Origin of the sequence: Vibrio sp. Isolate34, assembly GCF_022397915.1 — a bacterium.
Lineage (GTDB): Bacteria > Pseudomonadota > Gammaproteobacteria > Enterobacterales > Vibrionaceae > Vibrio.
The window spans coordinates 1-24,379 of the sequence record NZ_JAKEUO010000003.1; the positions used below are offsets into that span (position 1 = coordinate 1).

General features: G+C 44.4%; 23 protein-coding genes, 1 rRNA gene and 1 riboswitch. Of the genes, 14 read left to right on the plus strand and 10 right to left on the minus strand.

All coding sequences use genetic code 11. The annotated features are described in order from the left end of the window. A 16S ribosomal RNA gene (locus L1D22_RS04585) occupies positions 1-1,777 on the minus strand; the annotation flags it as partial. Positions 1,778-2,606: 829 nt separating this feature from the next. Then, positions 2,607-3,131: a DUF3087 family protein gene (locus L1D22_RS04590; RefSeq protein ID WP_123305898.1), complete on the minus strand. Its 525-nt coding sequence runs from the start codon at positions 3,129-3,131 to the stop codon at positions 2,607-2,609. Between the two features lie 256 nt (positions 3,132-3,387). Between L1D22_RS04590 and trmY the strand changes: the two genes are divergently transcribed. Continuing rightward, positions 3,388-3,987 (plus strand): tRNA (pseudouridine(54)-N(1))-methyltransferase TrmY, encoded by a 600-nt coding sequence (trmY, locus tag L1D22_RS04595; RefSeq protein ID WP_239828853.1) that lies wholly within the window; start codon positions 3,388-3,390, stop codon positions 3,985-3,987. A gap of 102 nt (positions 3,988-4,089) precedes the next feature. Here trmY and L1D22_RS04600 read toward each other — a convergent pair whose 3' ends face one another. Further along, a complete protein-coding gene (locus L1D22_RS04600; RefSeq protein ID WP_239828854.1) occupies positions 4,090-5,190 on the minus strand; it encodes a permease in 1,101 nt (366 codons plus the stop codon). A 233-nt stretch (positions 5,191-5,423) separates the two neighbouring features. Here L1D22_RS04600 and L1D22_RS04605 point away from each other — a divergent pair, with 233 nt between their 5' ends. Beyond that, positions 5,424-5,720 carry a metalloregulator ArsR/SmtB family transcription factor gene (locus L1D22_RS04605; protein WP_239828855.1) on the plus strand — a complete coding sequence of 99 codons (297 nt, stop codon included), beginning with the start codon at positions 5,424-5,426 and terminating at the stop codon, positions 5,718-5,720. Between the two features lie 283 nt (positions 5,721-6,003). On the opposite strand, the gene L1D22_RS04610 is transcribed toward L1D22_RS04605, so the two are convergent. Next, on the minus strand, positions 6,004-6,618 hold the full coding sequence (locus tag L1D22_RS04610; protein ID WP_017065874.1) for a YitT family protein: 615 nt from the start codon (positions 6,616-6,618) through the stop codon (positions 6,004-6,006). Between the two features lie 408 nt (positions 6,619-7,026). Between L1D22_RS04610 and L1D22_RS04615 the strand changes: the two genes are divergently transcribed. From L1D22_RS04615 to L1D22_RS04630, 4 genes are all read left to right on the plus strand, one after another. Beyond that, positions 7,027-7,254: a hypothetical protein gene (locus L1D22_RS04615; RefSeq protein ID WP_076668359.1), complete on the plus strand. Its 228-nt coding sequence runs from the start codon at positions 7,027-7,029 to the stop codon at positions 7,252-7,254. A 15-nt stretch (positions 7,255-7,269) separates the two neighbouring features. Next, positions 7,270-8,481 carry an MFS transporter gene (locus tag L1D22_RS04620; protein ID WP_239828856.1) on the plus strand — a complete coding sequence of 404 codons (1,212 nt, stop codon included), beginning with the start codon at positions 7,270-7,272 and terminating at the stop codon, positions 8,479-8,481. Between the two features lie 224 nt (positions 8,482-8,705). Then, positions 8,706-9,431 carry a sulfite exporter TauE/SafE family protein gene (locus L1D22_RS04625; RefSeq protein ID WP_165905208.1) on the plus strand — a complete coding sequence of 242 codons (726 nt, stop codon included), beginning with the start codon at positions 8,706-8,708 and terminating at the stop codon, positions 9,429-9,431. Between the two features lie 79 nt (positions 9,432-9,510). Next, the gene (locus tag L1D22_RS04630; RefSeq protein WP_239828857.1) at positions 9,511-9,873 is read left to right on the plus strand and encodes an MmcQ/YjbR family DNA-binding protein; all 363 of its coding nucleotides are present in this window, start codon (positions 9,511-9,513) and stop codon (positions 9,871-9,873) included. Positions 9,874-9,964: 91 nt separating this feature from the next. On the opposite strand, the gene L1D22_RS04635 is transcribed toward L1D22_RS04630, so the two are convergent. Further along, entirely contained in the window at positions 9,965-10,708 is a 744-nt protein-coding gene (locus tag L1D22_RS04635; RefSeq protein WP_239829029.1) for a phosphatase PAP2 family protein, read from the minus strand. Positions 10,709-11,081: 373 nt separating this feature from the next. Next, positions 11,082-11,232, plus strand: a riboswitch (FMN riboswitch). A 181-nt stretch (positions 11,233-11,413) separates the two neighbouring features. Here L1D22_RS04635 and ribB point away from each other — a divergent pair. Both ribB and L1D22_RS04645 read left to right on the plus strand, forming a co-directional pair. Then, the gene (gene ribB, locus L1D22_RS04640) at positions 11,414-12,070 is read left to right on the plus strand and encodes a 3,4-dihydroxy-2-butanone-4-phosphate synthase (protein WP_017054827.1); all 657 of its coding nucleotides are present in this window, start codon (positions 11,414-11,416) and stop codon (positions 12,068-12,070) included. A 387-nt stretch (positions 12,071-12,457) separates the two neighbouring features. Then, on the plus strand, positions 12,458-13,306 hold the full coding sequence (locus L1D22_RS04645; protein ID WP_057623828.1) for a hypothetical protein: 849 nt from the start codon (positions 12,458-12,460) through the stop codon (positions 13,304-13,306). Positions 13,307-13,437: 131 nt separating this feature from the next. On the opposite strand, the gene L1D22_RS04650 is transcribed toward L1D22_RS04645, so the two are convergent. Further along, a complete protein-coding gene (locus L1D22_RS04650) occupies positions 13,438-14,334 on the minus strand; it encodes a LysR family transcriptional regulator (RefSeq protein WP_239828858.1) in 897 nt (298 codons plus the stop codon). A 162-nt stretch (positions 14,335-14,496) separates the two neighbouring features. Between L1D22_RS04650 and L1D22_RS04655 the strand changes: the two genes are divergently transcribed. Then, positions 14,497-15,135, plus strand: a complete 639-nt coding sequence (locus tag L1D22_RS04655) for an NAD(P)-dependent oxidoreductase (protein WP_239828859.1) — start codon at positions 14,497-14,499, stop codon at positions 15,133-15,135. A 78-nt stretch (positions 15,136-15,213) separates the two neighbouring features. Here L1D22_RS04655 and L1D22_RS04660 read toward each other — a convergent pair whose 3' ends face one another. Beyond that, the gene (locus tag L1D22_RS04660; RefSeq protein ID WP_239828860.1) at positions 15,214-15,867 is read right to left on the minus strand and encodes a cupin domain-containing protein; all 654 of its coding nucleotides are present in this window, start codon (positions 15,865-15,867) and stop codon (positions 15,214-15,216) included. A gap of 159 nt (positions 15,868-16,026) precedes the next feature. Further along, the gene (locus L1D22_RS04665; protein WP_239828861.1) at positions 16,027-16,932 is read right to left on the minus strand and encodes a LysR family transcriptional regulator; all 906 of its coding nucleotides are present in this window, start codon (positions 16,930-16,932) and stop codon (positions 16,027-16,029) included. Between the two features lie 250 nt (positions 16,933-17,182). Here L1D22_RS04665 and L1D22_RS04670 point away from each other — a divergent pair, with 250 nt between their 5' ends. Beyond that, complete coding sequence (locus L1D22_RS04670; protein WP_010433036.1) at positions 17,183-17,902, plus strand: SDR family oxidoreductase; 720 nt, start codon at positions 17,183-17,185, stop codon at positions 17,900-17,902. Positions 17,903-18,021: 119 nt separating this feature from the next. Here the strand turns inward: L1D22_RS04670 and L1D22_RS04675 are convergent, their stop codons facing one another. After that, complete coding sequence (locus L1D22_RS04675; protein ID WP_239828862.1) at positions 18,022-19,830, minus strand: choice-of-anchor I family protein; 1,809 nt, start codon at positions 19,828-19,830, stop codon at positions 18,022-18,024. Between the two features lie 201 nt (positions 19,831-20,031). After that, complete coding sequence (gene ompW, locus L1D22_RS04680) at positions 20,032-20,682, minus strand: outer membrane protein OmpW (RefSeq protein WP_239828863.1); 651 nt, start codon at positions 20,680-20,682, stop codon at positions 20,032-20,034. Positions 20,683-21,083: 401 nt separating this feature from the next. Here ompW and glgC point away from each other — a divergent pair, with 401 nt between their 5' ends. From glgC to L1D22_RS04700, 4 genes are all read left to right on the plus strand, one after another. Continuing rightward, positions 21,084-22,304, plus strand: coding sequence for a glucose-1-phosphate adenylyltransferase (gene glgC, locus L1D22_RS04685; RefSeq protein WP_239828864.1), 1,221 nt, complete (start codon positions 21,084-21,086; stop codon positions 22,302-22,304). 399 nt (positions 22,305-22,703) lie between these two features. Further along, positions 22,704-23,060: a ribosome-associated translation inhibitor RaiA gene (raiA, locus tag L1D22_RS04690; RefSeq protein WP_239828865.1), complete on the plus strand. Its 357-nt coding sequence runs from the start codon at positions 22,704-22,706 to the stop codon at positions 23,058-23,060. A 226-nt stretch (positions 23,061-23,286) separates the two neighbouring features. Next, positions 23,287-23,442 carry a DUF3012 domain-containing protein gene (locus L1D22_RS04695; protein ID WP_017631564.1) on the plus strand — a complete coding sequence of 52 codons (156 nt, stop codon included), beginning with the start codon at positions 23,287-23,289 and terminating at the stop codon, positions 23,440-23,442. Positions 23,443-23,520: 78 nt separating this feature from the next. Beyond that, positions 23,521-24,300, plus strand: a complete 780-nt coding sequence (locus tag L1D22_RS04700; protein ID WP_239828866.1) for an HAD-IIB family hydrolase — start codon at positions 23,521-23,523, stop codon at positions 24,298-24,300. Positions 24,301-24,379: the final 79 nt, after the last annotated feature.

Sequence of the window (24,379 nt, forward strand, 5' to 3'; positions counted from 1 at the left end):
GCTGCTTGCTGCCCTCTGTATGCGCCATTGTAGCACGTGTGTAGCCCTACTCGTAAGGGCCATGATGACTTGACGTCGTCCCCACCTTCCTCCGGTTTATCACCGGCAGTCTCCCTGGAGTTCCCGACATKACTCGCTGGCAAACAAGGATAAGGGTTGCGCTCGTTGCGGGACTTAACCCAACATTTCACAACACGAGCTGACGACAGCCATGCAGCACCTGTCTCAGAGCTCCCGAAGGCACACCTGCGTCTCCGCTGGCTTCTCTGGATGTCAAGAGTAGGTAAGGTTCTTCGCGTTGCATCGAATTAAACCACATGCTCCACCGCTTGTGCGGGCCCCCGTCAATTCATTTGAGTTTTAATCTTGCGACCGTACTCCCCAGGCGGTCTACTTAACGCGTTAGCTCCGAAAGCCACGGCTCAAGGCCACAACCTCCAAGTAGACATCGTTTACGGCGTGGACTACCAGGGTATCTAATCCTGTTTGCTCCCCACGCTTTCGCATCTGAGTGTCAGTGATGTCAAGAGTAGGTAAGGTTCTTCGCGTTGCATCGAATTAAACCACATGCTCCACCGCTTGTGCGGGCCCCCGTCAATTCATTTGAGTTTTAATCTTGCGACCGTACTCCCCAGGCGGTCTACTTAACGCGTTAGCTCCGAAAGCCACGGCTCAAGGCCACAACCTCCAAGTAGACATCGTTTACGGCGTGGACTACCAGGGTATCTAATCCTGTTTGCTCCCCACGCTTTCGCATCTGAGTGTCAGTATCTGTCCAGGGGGCCGCCTTCGCCACTGGTATTCCTTCAGATCTCTACGCATTTCACCGCTACACCTGAAATTCTACCCCCCTCTACAGTACTCTAGTTCACCAGTTTCAAATGCAGTTCCGAGGTTGAGCCCCGGGCTTTCACATCTGACTTAATGAACCACCTGCATGCGCTTTACGCCCAGTAATTCCGATTAACGCTCGCACCCTCCGTATTACCGCGGCTGCTGGCACGGAGTTAGCCGGTGCTTCTTCTGTTGCTAACGTCAAGAACTGCTGGTATTCCTTCAGATCTCTACGCATTTCACCGCTACACCTGAAATTCTACCCCCCTCTACAGYACTCTAGTTCACCAGTTTCAAATGCAGTTCCGAGGTTGAGCCCCGGGCTTTCACATCTGACTTAATGAACCACCTGCATGCGCTTTACGCCCAGTAATTCCGATTAACGCTCGCACCCTCCGTATTACCGCGGCTGCTGGCACGGAGTTAGCCGGTGCTTCTTCTGTTGCTAACGTCAAGATGCGCAGCTATTAACTACACACCCTTCCTCACAACTGAAAGTACTTTACAACCCGAAGGCCTTCTTCATACACGCGGCATGGCTGCATCAGGCTTTCGCCCATTGTGCAATATTCCCCACTGCTGCCTCCCGTAGGAGTCTGGACCGTGTCTCAGTTCCAGTGTGGCTGATCATCCTCTCAGACCAGCTAGGGATCGTCGCCTTGGTGAGCCATTACCTCACCAACTAGCTAATCCCACCTAGGCATATCTTGACGCGAGAGGCCCGAAGGTCCCCCTCTTTGGCCCGTAGGCATTATGCGGTATTAGCCATCGTTTCCAATGGTTATCCCCCACATCAAGGCAATTTCCTAGGCATTACTCACCCGTCCGCCGCTCGACGCCCATTAACGCACCCGAAGGATTGTTAGTGTCGTTTCCGCTCGACTTGCATGTGTTAGGCCTGCCGCCAGCGTTCAATCTGAGCCATGATCAAACTCTTCAATTTAAGATTTTGCCGACTCAACGAATACTGACTTCAAAACTATTNGGTGGTATTAGCCATCGTTTCCAATGGTTATCCCCCACATCAAGGCAATTTCCTAGGCATTACTCACCCGTCCGCCGCTCGACGCCCATTAACGCACCCGAAGGATTGTTAGTGTCGTTTCCGCTCGACTTGCATGTGTTAGGCCTGCCGCCAGCGTTCAATCTGAGCCATGATCAAACTCTTCAATTTAAAGTTTTGATTACCTAAATTAATAGGTGTGACTCAACGAATACTGACTTCAAAACTAATATTCATTCACCTATTCGAAAATAAACAAAGAACATGTAATTCTAAAGCTATTATCCCTCTCTTCTTAAATAAATAGGAACAGAAAGATAATGAATTGACTGTGCCAAGTCCTAAGACTTGATTGGTCACTCAGTTCATTGAAATCAATTTGTTACCGAAGTAACTGCCATTCCTGAGAATGACGTTTTGATATTCATCAACGAGTGCCCACACAGATTGATAGGTTTAAATTGTTAAAGAGCTTTGCTTGTCGAAACTTTCTTTTTACAAAGAAACCCTTGAAAGCGGACGTGAATTCTAGCGATTTAATCTTAAGTGTCAAACACTTTTTAAAATTAATTTTTTCGAACTTTCCGTCTTACTGATTACTGCTGAAGCCTTATGGCGTCTGCTGTGTCAGTGAGGCGGCATTATAGAGATCATCGAAAACATGGCAACCCCTTTTTTGATAAAAATTCAAAAAACTTGCTTAAGTGGCTACTTTTACGTCAAAAGGTTCTTTCGTCGCTCAAAGCTCATACAATAATGGGCATATTACTTAAAACTTTGCGATTAGATCTTTCGAAAAAGCCTCTATATCTAGCTCAATGCTCCATTTCTCACTCAGTTCTAGGATGTTATCTAGCGATTGCTGAACTGTTTTTATCGTCAATGTGTTGTTATCTAGGTCGTATACCTGTTTTTGTGTGGTGTAATAGAAGTAAAGGATGGTCAGCGCGTCTAGGTCACCTTGTTCAGCTTTGGGTTGAATACGCTTGAGCTTACGATAGATTTGATTATGGATTTGCTTAAGGTTCCATACATAAAGTGCTTCTTTGAAGTAATCATGCCCTTTTACACGACTCGCGATAAATGCATTCAAGGCGACTGATAAGATCACACCCAATACGTTCAAGTGGAAATTACCTGTCGATTCGCCAGCGATTGACTGTCCTGAACCAAATAAGTCAATCAGTATGGTTCCGAATACAATGGCGAACACGGCGAGTGAACCAACCAACGACACCAACAGCAGGTTCATCTTCTTTCTATATTCTTCTTTATTGATCTTCTGTAACTTCATCGACTACTTCCTTCTGCAAGCCACCTAATAATTTGCGCATACTATCTATGTAAACATTGGGTCGCTTCAACCCTTACCATCTTGTAATGTGGTCATTCTCTATTTAATACGCAGAGTTCTTCTGGTTGGCGCTATACGCAACTCTATTTGACTTCATTAATAGAAAAGAGTTACATACCGCCACAATTTTGGTTATTCATCAATTCATGTTGATAAAACTCGTTTCGCTTTATCACATACTGACAAGGTACATTCCATGCGTTCATTTGTATTACGCGCTCGCGCAGCCCCTACAGAGAGCAAACTTATCTTAGAAGGTGTTGGGCAAGATGCTCATACTGAGATTTTGGCTCATACTCTGATGAACACGATCTTCGTTGCTCAATCTCACCGTGAGAATGTCACCGTGCACCTTGTATTAGAAAGCACTAAAGACTTTTCACGTACGATTACATTCGATTCAAACGAGATCACCAACATTGGTGGCTTCCACGAGTCTGCACTGTTATCAGCGGTAGTAAGAGCGGTTGACGCTTCTCAAGGTATGAATAAAGAGCAGACGCGTCAGGTTGAACCGGGCATCACTGTTCGTACTATAAGTTTTGAAAAGCTGGTTAAAGAACTGGCTGAAGACCACCAGCTGTACATGATGGACAAGAAAGGCGACTTTATCCGTGATGCAGAGATTGCTGAAAACCCATGTTTCCTTCTAACTGACCACATTCCTATGCCGAAGAAGAGCTATAACAGCTTAAAGCGTCTGGGAACAGAGAAAATCAGTTTAGGTCCAAACATGCTGTTCGCTTCTCAGTGTGTCGTGTTGATCAACAATGAGCTTGATATTCGCGGCTTCTAACCTCCGAGCTAATTGTCTAAACACAAAGAGAGCTCAACAGTATGAGCTCTTTTTAATATCTATATCTTGTTATCAAACGGGTTATCTAGGAATCAGACCTGATTAACCAAAGATGAAGCTGTATAGGAAGCCTGCACCCATCGCCATGCTTAAGATAACGAATAAGAATGCTGCAATCATTTGGTTTTTGAAGATTGATTTAAGCAAGATAACTTCAGTCAAACTTGCACCCGCACTACCAATGATCAATGCCATTACCGAACCTAACGCCATACCTTTCTGAACTAGAGCAGCACTTAGTGGAATTACCGCTTCAGCACGAATGTACAGTGGAATACCAATCACAGCGGCTACAGGAATCGCATACCACATACCTTCACCAGCGTACTCGGCAATTAGGTCTGTAGGAATGAAGCCATAGATGAATGAACCAATCGCGATACCCGTCATTAGGTAAGGGAAAACTTGTTTGAAGTCTTTCCAAGTTGAGAACCAAATTCTCATCCAACGGCTAGGCTCTTTCTTCTCTACGATTTCAGCTGTTGCGCTTCCATCCGCTGAACAGCATGAAACGGTCACTTGTGGCTCTTCTTTTTTCGAATCACAGCAAGATGTTTCTTTTGCCATTACTGGTGCAGGTTCAGCACATGCACTTGTACCACATGAAGACTCTGCCTTCGCTGGCGCTGCTTTCTTAGGAGCAGAATCACCACAACTAATGCCACAGTTTGAAGCAGAACCTGTCGATTCATACGCTTCAGGTTTTACGTAGCGCTCAAAGCCCAGCTTCTCAAGTGCGTAACCTGCCACTACCGATACTGTCATTGCGACTAAGAAGTAGAACACAGTCACTTGCCAACCAAACGTAATCACGAACAAACCAATGATCACTGGGTTCAATAGTGGGCTACCAAATAGGAACACCATCATTGGCCCAAAACCCGCTCGTGCACGCAGCAACCCTTTTAAGAAAGGAATGGTCGAACATGAACAGAAAGGTGTAATTGCACCCAGTAGTGCAGCCACTACATACCCCTTACCGTTACGCGAGCTCAGAATCGATTGAATCTTTTCTGGCGTAAGAAACTCTTGCAGAATCCCAACAATGTAGCTGATCGCCAAGAAAAGGATGATTAGCTCTACTGCTAAGAAGGCGAACATATCAAGTGCGTCTTTTAGCATTGTTAACATTTCATTGCTCATAATTAACTCCAAACTGGATTGAAGGCCGGACTCTATGAGAAAAGTAACCAACCCTTAATTTCGAATATTCTCGAATTATAGAAATATCTCGTAACAGATCAATTTTTATTTCGATAAAAATCGAAATAATTTTCAAAGGGTTTATTTTTCAATGACTTAATAAATTACGGTCTTTACATTTGTATTTAGAGAATATTTCGACTAATATCGAAATTAAATCTTGAGGAGTTAATATGAACTTAGAAGTCGTAGCGAAAGCACTTAAAGAGTTGGGACACCCTATTCGCCTAACTATTTATAAGAGTGTCGTTAAAGCTGGCTACCAAGGCATTGCAGTTGGCGGCCTACAAGAAGAGCTAGGTATCCCTGGCTCCACCTTGTCTCACCACATTTCAAGCCTAGCGTCTGCAGGCCTCATCAGCCAAAGACGAGAAGGAAGAACCTTATTCTGCGTGGCAGAGTATGAATGCCTAGCAGGCGTGATTGATTTCTTACAAGACGAGTGTTGTGTGAACGAACAGTGCAATTAGTGCTTCTTTAGACGTAGAGCTGGTGTTGAAAATTTACTGCATGAGATCTTAATAGAGACCTTTCAGAATCTAGACAAAGCCCGAGATGCCAGCAATGTGATTAATTGATTGCGAGCGTAAGCCGAACGCCAACTGCGGCAAGTGTTAATCACTACATCGAACCCGTTATTCAAATAGAACAAAGCCAGCAATTGATGCTGGCTTTGTTGTTTTCATAATCTGAAAGTCAGTTGGCTTAAGCTAGCCTAGTGCTTGAGCGAACCAAGTGCATGTGCGGACTTAGCTACGCGGCTTCCGCTTTGACGACCGGTTGATAGCGCCCCGGTTTATGGTTCATCGCCAAAATCAAGTTGGTGACTATCGCGCCCAGTACAGACAACAGAACCAATGACACATCAACGATAAATAGTGACAGCACAACAATCGTGCAGTCTAGTGCCATCTGAACCTTACCTGCACGAATTCCAAAACGTTCTTGTAGGAACAACGCGAGAATATTGAAGCCACCCAAGCTCATCTTGTGACGGAAGATCACCAGCATACCGGTACCAATTAGTCCGCCGCCAAGTAATGCTGCATACAGTGCATGAATCTCGGCTATCTGAATCACATGATACAAATGATCCACGGCGAACGAAACAATCGAAACGGCAATAAAGGTGTTGATAGTAAAGCGCCACCCCATACGAGCGACCGACAAAATATAGAAAGGTAAGTTAAGTGCGAAGAACACTTGGCCAAAGCTCAAGTCCGTCACTTTGGTAATGAAGATAGCTAAACCAGCCGTGCCTCCCGTGAGCAAACCGACCTGATTGAAAAAGATAACGCCGAGTGATACCAATGCGCTACCTAAGATCAGCGCCAGTAAGTTTTCGCGAAGGTTATGATCTTTATCCATGTGAATGACTCTCCCTGAATCTTTTAACATCGCGTTTCAGTCAGTTGAAACGATTTACGCCCAAATTTACGATGTTTAGCAGATAAGTCGAGCGAACAGCCGATCTTGTGAGGTGATTAGTTTGTATATTAGTTTTTACAGTTTTGTGAAATATCTTAATAAAGCAACCAGTTACGAACATGAAATTAAGTATCCATTCTGAATTACACGCTTCTAACGTTGAATCGGTGAGCATAGCGTTTTCTTATTTATTGGTCATGTTTCATCCCTATTCCAGCAACGCATCAATCCATGGATAGGTCTATGCATAAAACGCATAGATTAAATCACAAATGGTCATTTGATACATATCTCACTCGTCATTATGATGCGCGACTTCTTACAACATATAGCGCATGTAAACACCTTATGTTTTCACAATCTCTTTTTGCCCAACTGGCCAGAATGACGTTATTCCTCGTCATTAGTTTGGTTATTGTGCATCACAGTCAGCCATTGATTGATCTCTTGGCTCAGCATGCCGTAAGCAGTGGTTGCCACCAGCAGTCAGGGCATGATCATTCTGGGCACGAACATCACCATGAGATGACTGACCAACACATGTCAGCGCAAGACCACTCACATCACCACCATTAATTTAAGAGTATTAGAATGAGCATTTTCCGTTTTCCTTTACTGGTATGGCTTGGGATCGGCACACTTATTATCAGTCTAGGGATCAGACAATCATTCGGCATTTTCATGATGCCAATTTCAGAGCATTTCGGCACGGGTCGAGAGTTTTTTAGCTTCGCTATTGCTCTACAAAACCTTTTGTTCGGTGTATTCCAACCTTTTGTTGGTATGGCCGCTGACAAGTGGGGAGCAAGACGCATCATTATTGCAGGCGCATGTGCTTACGGTTTGGGTTTACTTCTTACCTCAATTTCTACCGAATCAAGCATGCTTTACGTTTCACTAGGCGCATTGGTTGGCCTTGGACTAAGTGCAACAAGCTATGTGATTGTATTAGGCGCTGTCGCGAAAGTAGTACCCGCAGAGCATGCAGCTAAAGCATTCGGTTTAACCACAGCTGCCGGTTCATTTGGTATGTTCGCAGTGATTCCGGGCGCACAATACATGTTGAACGAATTTGACTGGCAGAGTGCGATGCAAGTGTTTGGCGTATTGTGTTGCTTGATGATCTCTTTTGCACTGTTCATGCGTGCGCCAAAATCGGCATCAAACAAACAGGCACAAGCAGAAGACAATCAAACATTGAAAGAAGCGTTGTCTGAAGCGTTCTCTAACAAGAGTTACTGGTTGATTCATGCAGGCTTCTTTGTGTGTGGTTTCCACGTGATGTTTATCGCAACGCACTTACCAAGTTATTTAGCAGATAAGAACTTGCCTGCGAGCAGCGCTGCGATGGCACTGGCTTATGTCGGTATCTTTAACATCTTCGGATCTTACTTCTGGGGTGTAATGGGCGATAGATTCAATAAGCGTCATGTGATGTCGGCACTGTACTTAGTTCGTACTGTGGTTATTGGCGCGTTTGTGACTCTGCCAGTAACGGAATCAACCGCAGCTATCTTTGGTGCAGCCATCGGCTTCTGTTGGCTAGGTACGGTTCCACTCACTTCAGGTTTAGTTCGCCAAATCTTTGGTGCTCGTTACCTATCTACTCTATATGGCTTGGTGTTCTTCACTCACCAAGTAGGTAGTTTCTTAGGCGCTTGGGTTGGTGGTCGTATTTACGATTACTACGGATCTTACGAGCCAATTTGGTGGTCAACGGTGGTATTGGCATTTGCAGCAGCGCTTATCCATTTACCAATCAATGACAAGCCGATTGAGCGCATCAAATTGGCAATGGCTTAACATTTAACGCTGACTCCCCCAGCAGCGAAAATCGATAAGCAATCCAATAAGAGAGTGGATATTGAAAGGAGCGCATCCTGAGATATTCACTCTCTTTTTTATTGGCCGTTGAAATCGACATTATAACTAGCGAAACTTGCATAAACCTCACTGAATAATAAGACTATTCCTGCCGTTTTACTTTATAGTATTCGTTCTTCCCTTTTGAACTTATTCGCAGGCTTATGGAATACCTAGATCAGACCGCCCTTATCGCGATGGCACTCATTTTTGTCGGCTCGTTTGTACAAACCGCAATCGGCTTTGGCTTGGCAATTGTGGCTGCCCCGTTGTTGTTTTTGGTCTCACCTGACTATGTACCCGCGCCTATCTGTCTTGTTGGTCTGTTCATTTCTGTATTCAACGCGTTTAAACACCGAGCAAACATCTCTATTGGCGGATTAAAAATCGCACTATTAGGCCGTATTCCGGGCTCACTGGCAGGCGGGGCTTTGTTGGTGATGGTTTCGACGAGTGTGCTGTCACTGTGGTTAGGCTTATTGGTAGTATTCGCCGTGATTGTTAGCTTACTTCCGTTTAGGTTAGAACCGACGCCTGCAAAAATGGGCATCGCGGGGTTCTTTTCAGGCTTCTTCGGTACCAGTTCAGGCATTGGTGGTCCACCTATGGCACTCCTTCTTCAACACCAAGATGCCAATCAACTTCGTGGCAACCTTTCTGCATTCTTTGTGTTTAGTTCTATCATTTCATTACTGGTACAGATCCCAATTGGCTTCTTCACCATGCACCATTTGATCATCACAATCCCGCTGCTTCCTGCCGCTTGGTTGGGTTACAAGGTGGCGCTATTGACGACGCAAAGCATTCCCAAAGAGAAGATACGTATAGGCTCTTTGTTACTATGTTCTATCAGCGGCTTTACTGCCATTTGGCAAGGCTTAGCTGGCTAATTCGAAGCAGAAGCTCGAAGCAGAAACATCGATAAAACAACAAACACAAATCCAAGACCAGACGATGAAAGGACGTTCTATGACATACGATGAGTTCAATGCATTCTGTGAATCACAAGCAGCCACCAGCTATGTGATGCAGTGGAATAACTCTCACGTTTGGAAAGTAGGTGGGAAGGTGTTTGCGATTGGAGGTTGGGGACCGAACGACGAGCCTGCATTTATCTTCAAAGCGTCGGATCAGAATTTCGACTTTCTAAAAGAAGAGCCTGGTTATAAACCTGCGCCCTACTTTGCTTCACGCGGTATGAAGTGGATTCAACTATTTGAGAGCACACCAAAAAGGGATGAGGAATTGAGATACTACCTCACTGAATCACACCGAATTGTGTCTTTAGGGCTAACCAAAAAGAAACAAGCAGAACTCGGGCTCAATCAATAGCCAGAAATTCTGCTTGTTAATAGGCCACCCAATACTAGATAACCTTTCAAAACTTAGGCTGCTATTAAAAGCTTAAATCGCTCTTAAAAACTTAGGCCGTTCTAAGGAACTTGGGCAATAAAGGCTCTATTTTTTGCGCAGGCACCAGTGGCACCAATAGATAGATTAAACCCGCAAAAGCAATAGACGCCGCTAAGTCTTCAGGGCGATGCATACCAAGCCAAACACGGCTATAGGCAACGCCGCCAGCCCATACCAACAAGCCACCCACTAAATAAAAGCGCTTCGCTTCTAAGAACAAGCCACCAAAGAACGCCAAACACACACCAACGAAAATCATGTGTCCAGACGGGAAAGAATAATCGGTTTCGCCAAGCCAGTGACGCATTCGCCACTCACTGACCTTATCTTGCACAGATTCAATCGCCACGTTCTTTTCTACCAATGGCAGCTCATAAAACAGCTCTGGCATTTCAATTACTTCTTGCGTAACCAAATACTCAGAGTAAGGACGCGGACTCTCTGTAGAATGCTTTAAGAAGGTCTTTGCAGCAAAGCTAAGCACCAACAAAATGCCTAGTTGCAGACCAAGGCTGACCAGTTTCGCTTTCGAAAACTTCATCGTGAGCACTACTAAAGACAAAACAGCGAGCGTTACCAAGAATCCTTGATTGCCTGCCGAGTAAGTCACGAAAGTCATGAAAGCGCCATAGAAAGGCAGAACCGCACTTCCAAGGTCGAAATCAGATCCAAAGATCAAAAAGGGTACGTGAGAATACAAACTTAGAACGAGCAGTAATAAGCCTTTGGATTTGTTAGAGAACAGAGAAGTCATGGCTAAGATCTTTTGGATAAAGTGGTCGATGTTATCGCAGCTTAGCATCGCCAATATCAATTTTATGTCAAAACGGTCAGTCAGCCGTTATGGTGTAACAATATTCAATTAATGCGGTGCTTGAGTATTGATTCGGTGAACCCTCACTTCACAATCAATAATCTTTACCATCCACTTCTGCGCATACCGACCGTAAAACCAACTAAAGACCAGCTGTACCTTACTAAACACAACGGTATTGTGTTCTGCTGATAAAGTGAACACTCACCAGATTATCAGGCCAGAATCTGAAAAACTTTGCTGTCAGTCCTTTAAATCCACTATTGAAAGGATTACCATCTGGTCTGCTTTCAAAGCAAAACAGATTATTAATTTTTATTCTCAGGGCGGGGCGAAATTCCCCACCGGCGGTATGTCCTTAGCAAAATCTAAAGATAAGCCCGCGAGCGCTCGATTTGTCGAGGTCAGCAGATCTGGTGAGATGCCAGAGCCGACGGTTATAGTCCGGATGAGAGAGAATGAAAACACACTCGTTTTAAGTTGGAAAGGCGTGCCCATTTATTGGGTCTATGCCTCCAACTCGAACGGGTGCATTTCGTTTTGGATAAAACCATAATGAACCGACTTGTAATGAGTCGGCTTTGTTGTGCTCGGTTGAGATCCCTCATACAGCCCTGATTCTGGTGATATTTTAGGAGTTTAACCATGAATCAGTCTTCACTACTTGCCGAATTTGGCGAACCAATCACTCGCGTTGAAAACGCACTGCAAGCTTTGCGCGAAGGTCGTGGCGTACTTTTACTCGATGATGAAGATCGCGAGAACGAAGGCGACATCATCTACTCAGTAGAACACCTAACGAATGCTCAAATGGCGCTTATGATCCGCGAATGCAGCGGCATTGTGTGCCTGTGTCTAACTGACGAGCAAGCAAACCAACTTGAACTTCCACCTATGGTTGTCGATAACAACAGCGCAAACCAAACTGCGTTTACCGTAACTATCGAAGCAAAAGTTGGCGTAACGACAGGTGTTTCTGCCGCTGACCGTGTAACAACGATCAAGACAGCTGCAAACCCAACAGCAAAGCCTACTGACCTTGCTCGCCCTGGCCACGTATTCCCACTGCGCGCTCGCAAAGGTGGTGTACTTGCTCGCCGCGGCCACACAGAAGGTACTGTGGATCTGATGCAAATGGCAGGTCTTCAGTCGGCAGGTGTACTGTGTGAAGTAACCAACCCAGACGGTACAATGGCAAAAGCGCCAGAGATCGTTGCTTTCGGTAAACTGCACAACATGCCTGTACTGACCATTGAAGATATGGTGATGTACCGCACTGAGTTCGACCTTAAGCTTGCATAACGTTTAGCCTTCAATGCTAAACACTTAGTAGTTAAGGCAACTACTGCGAAATGAACATTGAAAGGCCTCACTCTTACTGCTTTTTATAGTTAAAAGCATATAAGGGGTGAGGCCTTTTTAATTTCCGCAACTTAAAACGAACCAGAGATGGATCACCAAAGTGTCTGTACTTACCGAAACCTACCCAACCTAATCGCTAGAAAAGCGTAACCTCTCAAAAAATCCTGCAAAATATGAGAAACATTCACTCGAATGGTGAAGTCATGCACCATGATTGATCATCCATAATTAGACTAAAAACATAACTCAATGAAATATAACACTTATTTATTTTGGCACGGTGTCTGCACTACCACTAAGTAGATATACAAATATTAGGAGTTGAATATGTTTGTAGTTATTTCAGTGGGTTTATCCCTATTAGTACTTGCAGCCCTGTTTCATTTCTCAAGGAAGAGACAAACAGCGCTATCACACAGGTTTGAAACCTTAGTTCTGCTTAGGGAGTTATTGTTGTTATCACGCAAACACCGCGCGGCAACGCATTACGCTCTAGCATATAAATTGTCTAGCGACTCGATTCGTAAAGTAAATGAGATTTACGACAACATACTTGAGGTATCTGAGCTGCTTCAGTCTCATGTGTCGTTTGATAGTCGCCCTATGTATCGCATCTATCACCTTAAACTCATCGCCATGCACAGCGACTGGCAAAACCGTAGCTTGGTGCGTAACCAATCGATTCATGGCAAAACGATTCGTCACAGCATGTTCTTGATGGACGAAGTGATGATCATCTGGCTGATTCAATCTGAACGAGAAGACATGAGCCGTGAGTACCACATGAATTGGCAACAGATCTTGGATTGCATGGAGATCCTGACCAAGCTCAGAATGTGTATTCCTGATATGGAAAAGCCTGAGGAGTATTTGAGATTCAAATTCTACGCCTCTCAGACACACAGAAAACTCAACCAATTATCGATTATCTGCCCGATTAGTAGTGGGTCACCGGTTTGTACACGAGCGATGCATGCACTTACAGAGATCGCGTCAAGTAACGAAGCGACCCAACCGGCAGATAGCATGTACGAATTAACCAGTGATATCTCTAGCGTCGTGTCGCAAGTCTACGACCAAGTATTATCCGACATTACGAGAAGCTTGTATCAGCCTTTACCAGACATCAACGAAAAGGTGATAAATACTCGATTATCCGTACATCATTACATGTAAAGACTTCGTGAGAGGAGAGCGTGCTGGAACTCTGAATTATTGAGTTCAAATCCGATATCACCATTGATATCGGATTTTTGTATTTATGGGCTTTTAAATTTTTGTCGCTATGTATCATTGCCTATGAAGTTTCAAACATCACCAGACTTAATATCGCTAGCCCAAGCTTGTGCCGCAAAATCAATAAACTGACGAACAATCGGAAGCTGATAACTGCGAGACAAATACACCGCCCAAAGAACGCTGCTGGGCGAAACAAAATCATCCAATATTCGTTTCAATTTGCCGTTGGCGATCAGTGGATTGGCTAAGTCACAAGGTAAACGAACCACCCCTTTTCCATGCTGTGCCGCGCGAGTTAATACCCCAACATCGTTGGCCTTAATGGTGCCAGACACCTCAACCGAATAGTGCTGATTATCCTTAACGAAATCCCACTTAGAAACATTCAAGTGACGAAAACAATTGTGTTGTCTAAGCGCTTCGACCGTTTCAGGCTCACCATGTTTGTCCAAGTAGGCTTGCGAGGCACACACCACCGAATCAATTTCCATTAGCTTTCGTGCAATCAAACTATCGTCAGGTTGATCAGTATAACGAAGTGCAATATCGATCCTTTCATCCACCAGCTGAGTAAAACGGTCTGAAGCAAACAGCTCGACCGTGATATTAGGGTGGCGCTCAGTGAACTGTTCGACCACATCCAGCAGCATGTGCTGAGTTAAACCAATGGGTGCAGCAATTCGAATGGTTCCTGAAAGGTCATCGGTTTGATTGAGTGAAGTAACTTCTAGCTCAGCGGTTTCATAGAGGATTTTCTCACACCGCTGCAGAGCGATTTCCCCTGCCGATGTTAAGCTCACCTTTCGAGTCGTCCTATGTAATAGCCTCTGCTTCAACCACCCTTCTATCTCTTGAACATGACGTGAAACCTGTAACCGAGTCATGTCCAAATGCTCAGCCGCTTGAGTGAAACTGGCACAATTCGCAACTTCGACAAAGCTACGCATTGCCGTCAACCTATCCATCACGCTCTCCTTGAACTATTTCGCAGCTAATCGAATCTTATTAGATCACTATATAGATACAATCTACATCATTTTGCGATATTTATCGCAACCTAGTGAGCAATTAGACTGCAATGGCTGTCGAGAAAACGACTCAATAAATTAGATAATTGGAGAGACATTATGAAAATTGCAGTATTAGGCGCATCAGGTTGGATTGGTAGTCACATCGCTCAAGAGGCTCAATCTCGTGGTCACGACGTAGTTGCTATTGTAAGAGATGCAAGCCACGTGGAAACCCAAGGCATTGAAGTTCGTTCATTTGATTTACAAGATGAAGCCGCAAGTCTAGCAAACGCACTAGCCGGCGTTGATGCAGTCATTACTTCGATTGGCGGACGTGCTCTGGGTAATCACGACATCGTAAAAAACACTGCGACTAAATTGCTCGCAACATTACCAAGCATCGGTATCGAGCGCCTACTTTGGGTTGGCGGTGCAGGCTCATTAGAAGTAGCACCAAATGTACCGCTAGTGACCGTTCCTGATTTTCCAGCGGATTACAAAAACGAAGCGCTAGCACAAGGCGAAGCTCTTGAAGTGTTCAAGCAATCGAACAGCGAAGTGAACTGGACTTTTGTTAGCCCTGCAGCAGAAATATTCCCGGGTGAGAAACTATCGACCTACCGTACAGGTGGAGACCAACTACTCACCGACGAAGATGGCAACAGCAAAATTTCAGTGAGCGATTACGCTATCGCGATGATTGATGAGCTCGAAGCTGGCAAGTTCCCACGTCAGCGTATTGGTGTCGCTTACTAGTCAACTCATATATAAAAATTAAAAAAAGCCGCTTGTTCAAAACAGTGCGGCTTTCTCATCTTTATATTGAGCATTCCTTTAATCCAATGGCAGGTGACCTGTTTTCACTAGGATGACGGTTTCTTCTTCCACATAAGGGAAATGCTCGCTCATGTGAGGGCTACGCATCCATGTGTGTTTTGGATACTCGCCATGTTCATCTTTAAAAGTGCCCGACAACACAAAGATCTCTTCACCACCAAAGTGACGATGTGGCTGAAAGCGTTCGCCGACAGGCCACTTCACTAAAGCGACATGTTCGTGCTCAAACTCATGCAATGGCATGACTTGTAGGCCACCAATGCCCGGAAGCCATTCCGTTTCTAGTGTATTGATACGGACCTGAGTTAAGTCTCTCGCATCAAATTGATTAAGCTTAACCAAGATCGTACAGCCATTTTTGCTTGATGGGGAATGCGCACTACCCGGCGGATTACGGATATAAGTGCCAGCAGGGAAATCACCCGTTTCATCTGAGAACACGCCATCTAATACAAAGATCTCTTCACCTTGCGGATGCGGGTGCTCAGAAAACGAAGATTCAGGATCGTACTGCACCACGCTAGTCGTGTGACCCGATTCTTTCTCTTCTCTTTCAAGCGGCTTGCGCCAAACCCCTTTAGCAGGGCTTGCAATCCAGTCTAATGATTTGGTTTCAATAACCAGCTTTTTTGAAAAGTCCATGTTGAACATAATGACGACCTTACTCTTGTTATCGTTTTAATTATTCTTATTATCTTTCTCGCTTCTATTCTATGCGAATACTGACCGATGAGGCTACCTCTTAGCTAGTTGCCAATAAAGCCCCAACACATATTAAAATCTAGGCTTAATGAGTTGCGGCAAACACAATTAGCTCACGGGCATTTGCTCAAAGCGACCTTTTACGAAATCAATAAAGGTTCGAATTCGAATCGGTTGGTAGCGGTCTCGATGGTAAATCGCTGAAAAATCGACTTTAGGCACCACCCAATCATCAAACACTTCAACCAACTGCCCGCCGTTGAGTTCTTGTAAACAATAGATGGTTGGTACACGAATAATCCCATTCCCTGACTTCGCACCCTGTACCAATACTCGGCCATTTTTACATTGCAGCCTGCCCGTCACCTGCACATCGACCGTTTTCTTAGTGTCGTCCAACGCTTGAAAGCTCCACTTACGCACCGAGCCCGTTAAACAATCATGATGGATAAGATCCTTAGGGTGATTTGGCTTTCCTTTGCGAGCGAAATACTCAGGGCTCGCGAGTGTTCCCATCTCGATGTCTAATAGCTTTCTTGCGATAAAGCCCGCGTCTTCAAGGCTTCCCATACGAAAAGCGATATCGAAAGCATCTTCAATCAAGTCGACTCGGTTACTACTGAAATCAAGGCTAATGCTGATGTCTGGGTAGAGCTGCATGAACTCATTCACTAGATCCGCAATGATCACTTCACCCAAATAACCGCCGACACAGTTTACTTTTATGTCGCCGCGCACTTCTTCGACATCGTCCACAGCAGCAATCAAGGCTTGGTCTATATTATCTAAGGCTTGTTCGCATCTCGCGTACAGATCTTGCCCTGCGTGAGTCAACCTCAAGGTTCGAGTGGTGCGGATAAACAGCGTTACACCCATCTGCTTTTCTAAGCTACTTACTTGGCGTGACACATGAGAGCGTGACACATCAAGCTCCTCCGCCGCTTTAGTGAAGTTACCTAAACGAGCGATAAGCACGAAAGAACGAATATCAGACAGGTTAATTTGATTGAGCATAGTCGCCAGCTTACTTGTGAAATTTTAAGATAATGAAGCTATAGAGTTATGACGCTATAAAGCTATAAAGTGAACGCATTTATTGTTGCACTACAGCAACAGTGTTTCAAGTAAAGCGCTATATATCAACAATGCTATTTTCCTTAATATACCTCCATCGCAACGAAGCAAGGGAACAAGCACTTGATTCGAATGCACTTAAACAATACGTCGTAGCCAACCGACGCAATTAAAGTACAGAGGAAATAAAATGAAAAAACTAATCGTAATTACAGGTGCAAGCTCTGGTATTGGTGAAGCAATCGCTCGTCGTCTAAGCGATGAAGGCCACCCTCTGCTACTTCTAGCTCGTCGTGTTGACCGCCTTGAAGCGCTTAACCTACCAAACTCTCTATCTGTGAAAGTAGACGTAACAGACAAAGCGTCTTTTGATGCGGCAATCGCACAAGGTGAAGCGAAATTTGGCCCTGTAGACGCGCTTATCAACAACGCTGGTGCAATGCTTCTTGGTCAAATCGATACTCAAGACGCTCAAGAGTGGAAGACAATGTTCGATGTGAACGTGATTGGTCTTCTAAACGGCATGCAATCTGTACTTGCTCCTATGATGGAACGCAACACAGGTACTATCATCAACATCAGCTCAATTGCGGGTAAGAAAACATTCCCAAGCCACGCTGCTTACTGTGGTACTAAATTCGCGGTACACGCTATCTCTGAGAACGTTCGTGAAGAAGTAGCTGCTTCAAATGTTCGTGTTACGACTATCGCACCGGGTGCTGTTGAGACTGAACTTCTGTCTCACACAACATCTCAAGAGATCAAAGACGGTTACGATTCTTGGAAAGAAGACATGGGCGGTGTATTGGCAGCTGACGATATTGCACGCGCTGTATCATTCGCTTACCAACAACCACAGAACGTATGTATCCGTGAAATCGCTCTAGCACCGACTAAGCAACAGCCATAGGCCTTTGCTATCGCGACTAAATCAGCGATGAAATAAGCTATGAATTAAAAAAGCGCCACGACTTAACAAGTCGTGGCGCTTTTGTTTTTATTCAATCTAATTGCTAGCAATAAGCGAGATTAGAACTGAACGCGGTAAACTGATGTGCTACCACTTACTTCGTTGCCAACCGCAATAAAGTGGTTACCAGAGCGAGTGAAATACTTAATTGACTCTGGACCTAGGTCACCCGCTTTCGAGTTGTAAGTATCGTTGTCGCAATCACCGTCTTCATCAACCTTAGTGCACACTGGTTGTGTAAAGTCTCGATTGTTCAAGTAGCTGATGAAACTTGCGTTTTCAGGCTGTGTTACATCGTAAACCATGATGCCACCTTGGCGTTCAAGACCAATAAAGGCATAGTGCTTACCGTTAATCTCAGCCACTTCGATCGCTTCAGGTTCTACCCCTTTATCATCACTGCGATCGTCACCACTTTGGTTGTTATCATTGGTGCTATTGAAGTTTGCAGGATCTTGATCAAGAACGATTCGAGCAAAGTCATCACCGCTATCAAACACTAACTCACCAGACTCATCCCAAATAGAGAAAGAACGGCTACCGAATGCTTGAACCTTTTGATCAGCAGCAAGTGTTGCTTGTGGCTTAATCACTTTAAGACGAGCCAGTTGTTTGTTGTCTTTCAATGCACCAGCCAATGGGTGGTTAGCGTCAACTTCTAACTTCTTACCGCGCACTTCATCGACATAAGCGATACAAAAGTCTTTCTCTGTTGTGTAGTTTTCGGTGCCTTTATAGTCATCACCATCCCACTCAAAACCCTTATCATCACATACTTTTTGCGTCGTCTTGATGCCATACTCACGGCCATCGCCTTCATTCGCAGTTACGATGTAAGTGTTACCATCAACACTGTAGCTGGTGATGCTATCAGGCATGTAAAGCCCTTCTAACATTGCGTAGCTTTGCAGGTTGCCGATGTTTTTGTCTTTGTTCGATGCATCCAACTGAGCGGTATCCCAAGGCTTGCCGCCTAGTCCAAGAATCGCATCGACTTGTGCACTTGCTACGTCAATTGCTGCCAATGCATTGTTCTCTTGCAGGGCCACATAGAGTTTACCGTTATCAGAAAACGTCAGGTATTCAGGCTCCAAGTCTTGGGCAACGGTTGTATTAGGCGCCGAGATTCGAACCTTGTCGGTCAGTTCTGCATGGCGAGGCTGACCTTGATTGAATGCCTTGAAATCAATTTGAGTCACTTTTGCTTGTAAAGGACCATTAGCTAAATCAACCAGAGTCACCGAGCCTTCAGGATCAATGCTGTAATCTGCATTCGGCTCACCTTCGTTTGCTGATGCAATGTAACGGCCGTCTTTAGAAAAGCTCACCATGTCTGGTAATGCTCCAGCAATGTAAGTGGTGATCAGCTCTAGTGTGTCTGAGCGATACAGCGCAATAATGCCATTCTGTTGTTTGTCAGCATTTTCGATCGCGACAGCAACTAAGCCTTGATGAGTCGATACACTGTTCGCAGCACCGATATTAATACCCGAAGCCGCAGCGGCTGATTGAAGGTCGATAGAACCCTCAGATGTCGGTGTACTATCAGCGTTCATCGACAACACATCGACTTTCTGCGCTTGCGCGTTAACAACATAAAGCTTATCGGTACATGAATCGTAGCTGACGATTTCGGCTGCAGAAGTATCAAACGGAGCGTCAGCAATAGAGCTGCCCACCAAAGTAAGCCCACTTACCACCGCATCGCTCGCGATTGGCTGTTGGATGGATTGGCATTGAAGGCTAAAAGCATCAAGTGATGTTTGAGATGATGTTGTCGGCTTTGAAGTTGATTGAGAACAACCAACTAGAGCCGAGCTTACCGCGATAGGTAGTAATAAAGTCAGCTTATTAAATTTACGATTCATATATCCTCCATAATTTGAATCGCGATCATAGAGGCCGCTTATGACAATTATCTTTCCCTTTTATTAACAATAGGTGACGACAATCGGTTTCCTTTACCCATAACAACAGAGGATTGGAGTGAACATTCCATTAACAAGCAAGCAAAAAAAACGCCCAAGCTGGCTGGTGCTTGAGCGCCTTTAGTAAACTGAATAGGTGGATTAGAAGTTGTAACCACCACCGATCATGAATACCCATGGGTCGATATCAACGTCTGTTGAGTAGCTATTACCATTAACATCTTTATATTTTGCAGTTGTATCGATATCTGCATACCACACAGAAGCGTTCAGGAACCAGTCTTCATTGATCATGTAGTCGACGCCAATATTTGCTGCAAGGCCCCAAGAGTCATCAAGAGACAAATCACGTAAGTCAGCGTTTTTACCAGTTCCGTTAAACTCTTCGTCAAAGAAGAACGTGTAGTTGATACCAGCACCTACGTAAGGACGAATTTCACTATTTGCCTCACCAAAGTAGTACTGAACCATCAACGTCGGTGGAAGATGTTTAACATCAGCAATATCACCTAATCCACCCAAATTAGTAGATACAGTATGTGAAAAAGGAGTTGCTGCAAGAATTTCTAAACTGATGTTATCAGTAAACATGTAGCCAAATGTTAGACCAAGTTGAGTATTTGAATCTACAGATAGCTCTGAACCTGGTGAGTTTAGTACATCACCACTGCTGTCGTTTGGAGATACAATAGCCGCACCTGCACGGATGATGAAATCACCTTCTTTATGAGCAAGAACATTCGTTGACATAAGAGCCGCAATAACCGCAATACCACATACTGTTTTTTTCATTATAATTTCCTTTTGAGGGCTTAATTCTTTATTGGTGAATGAGTAATCATTTCTTATTTTGCGTGCAAGGTAGCATAGAATAACCCTACTTTATTGATGGAAATCAATTTGTGAAAAGTTGTGATTACTTATGTAAATTTATATCGACCCGATCACTTTATTCCTTCATTTTATTGACAGTTTTGTAATGCAACTTTTCCGTGCATCATTTTGTTAACTCTGCCCTTTCACTTTGATCTGATCTCTTTGGATCAAAATAGAGCAATCCAACATCCCGTACGCATCAATTTGGTGCAGTCTCGCAGAGTTCATTGTCACCTCGGTTAATATTCAATGAGTTACATTTGGCGTGGTGCTTGCAAGTCTATGTTCATAATCATAAATACATTGAGGTTCTGACTATGCAAGACACTCTAACAATCGTTCTGGCCGGCGGTGTTGGCTCTCGGCTTTCCCCTCTCACCGATAACCGCGCAAAACCTGCGGTACCCTTTGGTGGCAAATATCGAATCATCGATTTCACACTCGCGAACTGCCTTCACTCTGGGCTTCGCCAAATTCTGGTACTGACTCAGTACAAGTCTCACTCTTTGCAAAAACACTTACGTGATGGTTGGTCGGTGCTTAACCCCGAGCTCGGCGAATACATCACCAATGTTCCCCCGCAAATGCGCACAGGTGACAGCTGGTATAGCGGTACTGCCGATGCGATTTATCAAAACTTGTATCTGCTATCTCGCAGTGAAGCTAAGCATGTAGTGGTGTTATCTGGCGACCATATCTATCGCATGGATTACGCCCCAATGCTCAAGCAACATAAGCAGAATGAAGCTGACTTGACGGTCGCCTGTATGGAAGTGTCGATTGATGAGGCCAAAGAGTTTGGTGTGATGGAGATAGACGAGTCTCTACAAATCAATAACTTTACCGAGAAGCCACGTTACCCCGCGTGCGTACCCGGTAGACCGACCCGAAGTATGGCTTCAATGGGGATTTACATCTTTGATAAGGAAATACTGACTCAAGCATTACTTGCAGATGCAGAAGATCCAGACTCAAGCCACGATTTCGGTAAAGACATCATTCCAAAGTTAGTCGGTAACAACAGTGTTTACGCGTATAAGTTTGGTGACGAAGAAGGACGCGTAACTCAAGACGCTTACTGGAGAGATGTGGGTACGATCGACTCATATTACCAATCAAATATGGATCTGTTGAAACCGGCCTCGCCTATCGATTTGTACCAACCGGATTGGGCGATTCGCACCTATGATCCGCAACTGCCACCAGCACGAACCATCGCCTCTGTAGAAGGGAACCAAGGGATATTCATCAACTCGATGATCGCGAATGGGGTGGTGATTGAAGGGGGGTCGGCGCAAAACTCTATCTTCTTCCCTAAGGTCAAAGTCAGCAATGCCGCGATTGTAATTGATAGTATTCTGTTTGAAGATGTCGAGATCGGGCGAAACTGCCACATTCAAAACTGCATCATCGACAAGAACGTAAAAGTGCCAGATGGAACACAAATTGGCATAGATAGCCTTGCGGATGCCAAGCGCTTCCACATATCAAAGCAAGGCGTAATAGTGGTGCCCTCTTCTTACGAATTTAATGAGTAATCTTTGGCGTTGGAATCGCTTTTCTTTGAATATAAAAAGGCAGCGAGCTCACTGCCTTCTTATCTTTAGAAATAACCTTAACCGAAAGCTCAAGTTATCCGTCTTGAAATGAAATTTATAAAAACAGACTAGAATAAGTATTTGGAGTGATACCTAATTAGGGCGATAAAAAATAAGCAGAAGGAGTGATTTGGAGAAATACTTCAAAGATGAGGGATTTTTAAACACGTTTGAAATTCACGAAACATAATATGCGATCAGTTCATCGGACTTTCAAGGGACTAAGAGGAGATTATTTGATAACACTGAAGTGAATCACACATGTGCTATTTCGCTGTTGGTTAAACTATCCGATGTTTGCTACGTTTAAATGACACAGTCATTGGAAAGGTATGATTTATGAAAATAAACGTTCAAACACATCACGTATCAATTAACGACGACTCACGTAAAGACATCGAAGGTAAATTCGAAAAGATATCTAACCATTTTCCATCACTGATTAGCTGCGACATCATCATTACAAAAGAACATGGTCAACATCAGGTTGAAGTGTTCACCAACTACGAAGGTGTACGTGTAAGCGCAAAAGCTACAGATGACGTTATGTATCCAGCTATCGCTTCAGCACTCAAGAAACTTGAAGCGGGCCTAAGTAACCGTAAGGGACAATTAAAAGCAGACCTACACGAGAAACCAACAAGTACCAAGCCAGAGATTGCTTCGGACATCATCCAAGAGATGAAACTGGTATAATTACTCAAGTAGCTCAAGCTTACTAACGAATAGAAGCTTATAAAGAATTGCAAAGCCAGCACACGTTGCTGGCTTTTTCGATCTTGAGACTCAATCATCCCCTCTCATTACCAAATCGCTATTTCAGCTCAAATCCATATCGTCTTTAAGTCTCTAGTTGCTATAACAATCACGAATAGTATTTGATAGAGTTATCCGAAATCTAGATCAAAACGGAATATTTGTTATGAAGAAAGTCGCGTTGATACTTTTCCTAGCCACTCAATTAATGGCTTGTACCGAGGTTGGCAGTGAAGCTTGGTGTGCGGACATGAAAGAAAAGCCTAAAGGTGACTGGACGGCTAATGAAGCTGGCGATTTTGCCAAGCACTGTATTTTCTAAGCACGTTATCTTTTAGCTCTGCATTGAGCTTAATTAACACGCTCCATATAACACAATCAATGGAATAAGTGAGTTTGAATGAAACACCAACTAGACAATAACTGGAAGCACATCGAGTGGGTATTAACCGACGTCGATGACACGCTCACTTGGCAAGGTTCACTCCCTCCAGAAACCCTGATTGCGTTACAAAAGCTGAGAGATAGTGGAATCAAAGTGGTTGCGGTGACTGGCGCCTGTGCAGGTTGGTGTGATCATATTGCACAACTATGGCCTGTCGATGCCGTGCTTGGAGAGAACGGCGCCTTCTTATTAGAGAAACAAGATGCCGCATTACAGCTTTCATCGGAAACGCCGCTAGAACAAGTGCGCCAGACCCAAGCAAGGCTCAAACAACAAGTCGAGGAGATCTTGCTGAGTTACCCAGACCTATCCCTAACTTTGGACCAATCTTATCGCTTGTGTGAGGTCGCGATTGATATCGGACAGAATCGAAAGCCTGTTGATCCTGAAATAGTGCAAGCGGTACTCGAAAGAATACATGCTTTAGGTGCGCACGCGACAGCAAGTTCGATTCATATCAATGCTTGGTATGGCGAGCACTCTAAGAAAAACGCAGTGCACCGTTTCCTTACGAATAAAGGCTTATCACTTGAACAAATCCATAATCAAGCCTGCTATGTCGGTGACTCAATGAACGACCAACAGATGTTCGAGTCGTTACGTCTGACCGTTGGCGTGGCTAATATTAAGCACTATTGGGATAAGCTAGATCATCACCCAAATAAGGTTATGTCGCAGCCGGGTGGCTATGGGTTTGCAGAATTTGTCGATGCACTTCTGGCAGTAAAAAGCTAGACACTTAAAGGCTAACCTGCACTTCTAATAAGCTTTATGTCCGCTCAGATGACATAAAAAAACGACCGCTAGGTAGACC

Bases quoted from the DNA above. Each gene is read 5' to 3' on its own strand.
- L1D22_RS04590 (WP_123305898.1), bottom strand. From the start codon at position 3,131: ATGAAGTTACAGAAGATCAATAAAGAAGAATATAGAAAGAAGATGAAC.
- trmY (WP_239828853.1), top strand. From the start codon at position 3,388: ATGCGTTCATTTGTATTACGCGCTCGCGCAGCCCCTACAGAGAGCAAA.
- L1D22_RS04600 (WP_239828854.1), bottom strand. From the start codon at position 5,190: ATGAGCAATGAAATGTTAACAATGCTAAAAGACGCACTTGATATGTTC.
- L1D22_RS04605 (WP_239828855.1), top strand. From the start codon at position 5,424: ATGAACTTAGAAGTCGTAGCGAAAGCACTTAAAGAGTTGGGACACCCT.
- L1D22_RS04610 (WP_017065874.1), bottom strand. From the start codon at position 6,618: ATGGATAAAGATCATAACCTTCGCGAAAACTTACTGGCGCTGATCTTA.
- L1D22_RS04615 (WP_076668359.1), top strand. From the start codon at position 7,027: ATGTTTTCACAATCTCTTTTTGCCCAACTGGCCAGAATGACGTTATTC.
- L1D22_RS04620 (WP_239828856.1), top strand. From the start codon at position 7,270: ATGAGCATTTTCCGTTTTCCTTTACTGGTATGGCTTGGGATCGGCACA.
- L1D22_RS04625 (WP_165905208.1), top strand. From the start codon at position 8,706: ATGGAATACCTAGATCAGACCGCCCTTATCGCGATGGCACTCATTTTT.
- L1D22_RS04630 (WP_239828857.1), top strand. From the start codon at position 9,511: ATGACATACGATGAGTTCAATGCATTCTGTGAATCACAAGCAGCCACC.
- L1D22_RS04635 (WP_239829029.1), bottom strand. From the start codon at position 10,708: ATGACTTCTCTGTTCTCTAACAAATCCAAAGGCTTATTACTGCTCGTT.
- ribB (WP_017054827.1), top strand. From the start codon at position 11,414: ATGAATCAGTCTTCACTACTTGCCGAATTTGGCGAACCAATCACTCGC.
- L1D22_RS04645 (WP_057623828.1), top strand. From the start codon at position 12,458: ATGTTTGTAGTTATTTCAGTGGGTTTATCCCTATTAGTACTTGCAGCC.
- L1D22_RS04650 (WP_239828858.1), bottom strand. From the start codon at position 14,334: ATGGATAGGTTGACGGCAATGCGTAGCTTTGTCGAAGTTGCGAATTGT.
- L1D22_RS04655 (WP_239828859.1), top strand. From the start codon at position 14,497: ATGAAAATTGCAGTATTAGGCGCATCAGGTTGGATTGGTAGTCACATC.
- L1D22_RS04660 (WP_239828860.1), bottom strand. From the start codon at position 15,867: ATGTTCAACATGGACTTTTCAAAAAAGCTGGTTATTGAAACCAAATCA.
- L1D22_RS04665 (WP_239828861.1), bottom strand. From the start codon at position 16,932: ATGCTCAATCAAATTAACCTGTCTGATATTCGTTCTTTCGTGCTTATC.
- L1D22_RS04670 (WP_010433036.1), top strand. From the start codon at position 17,183: ATGAAAAAACTAATCGTAATTACAGGTGCAAGCTCTGGTATTGGTGAA.
- L1D22_RS04675 (WP_239828862.1), bottom strand. From the start codon at position 19,830: ATGAATCGTAAATTTAATAAGCTGACTTTATTACTACCTATCGCGGTA.
- ompW (WP_239828863.1), bottom strand. From the start codon at position 20,682: ATGAAAAAAACAGTATGTGGTATTGCGGTTATTGCGGCTCTTATGTCA.
- glgC (WP_239828864.1), top strand. From the start codon at position 21,084: ATGCAAGACACTCTAACAATCGTTCTGGCCGGCGGTGTTGGCTCTCGG.
- raiA (WP_239828865.1), top strand. From the start codon at position 22,704: ATGAAAATAAACGTTCAAACACATCACGTATCAATTAACGACGACTCA.
- L1D22_RS04695 (WP_017631564.1), top strand. From the start codon at position 23,287: ATGAAGAAAGTCGCGTTGATACTTTTCCTAGCCACTCAATTAATGGCT.
- L1D22_RS04700 (WP_239828866.1), top strand. From the start codon at position 23,521: ATGAAACACCAACTAGACAATAACTGGAAGCACATCGAGTGGGTATTA.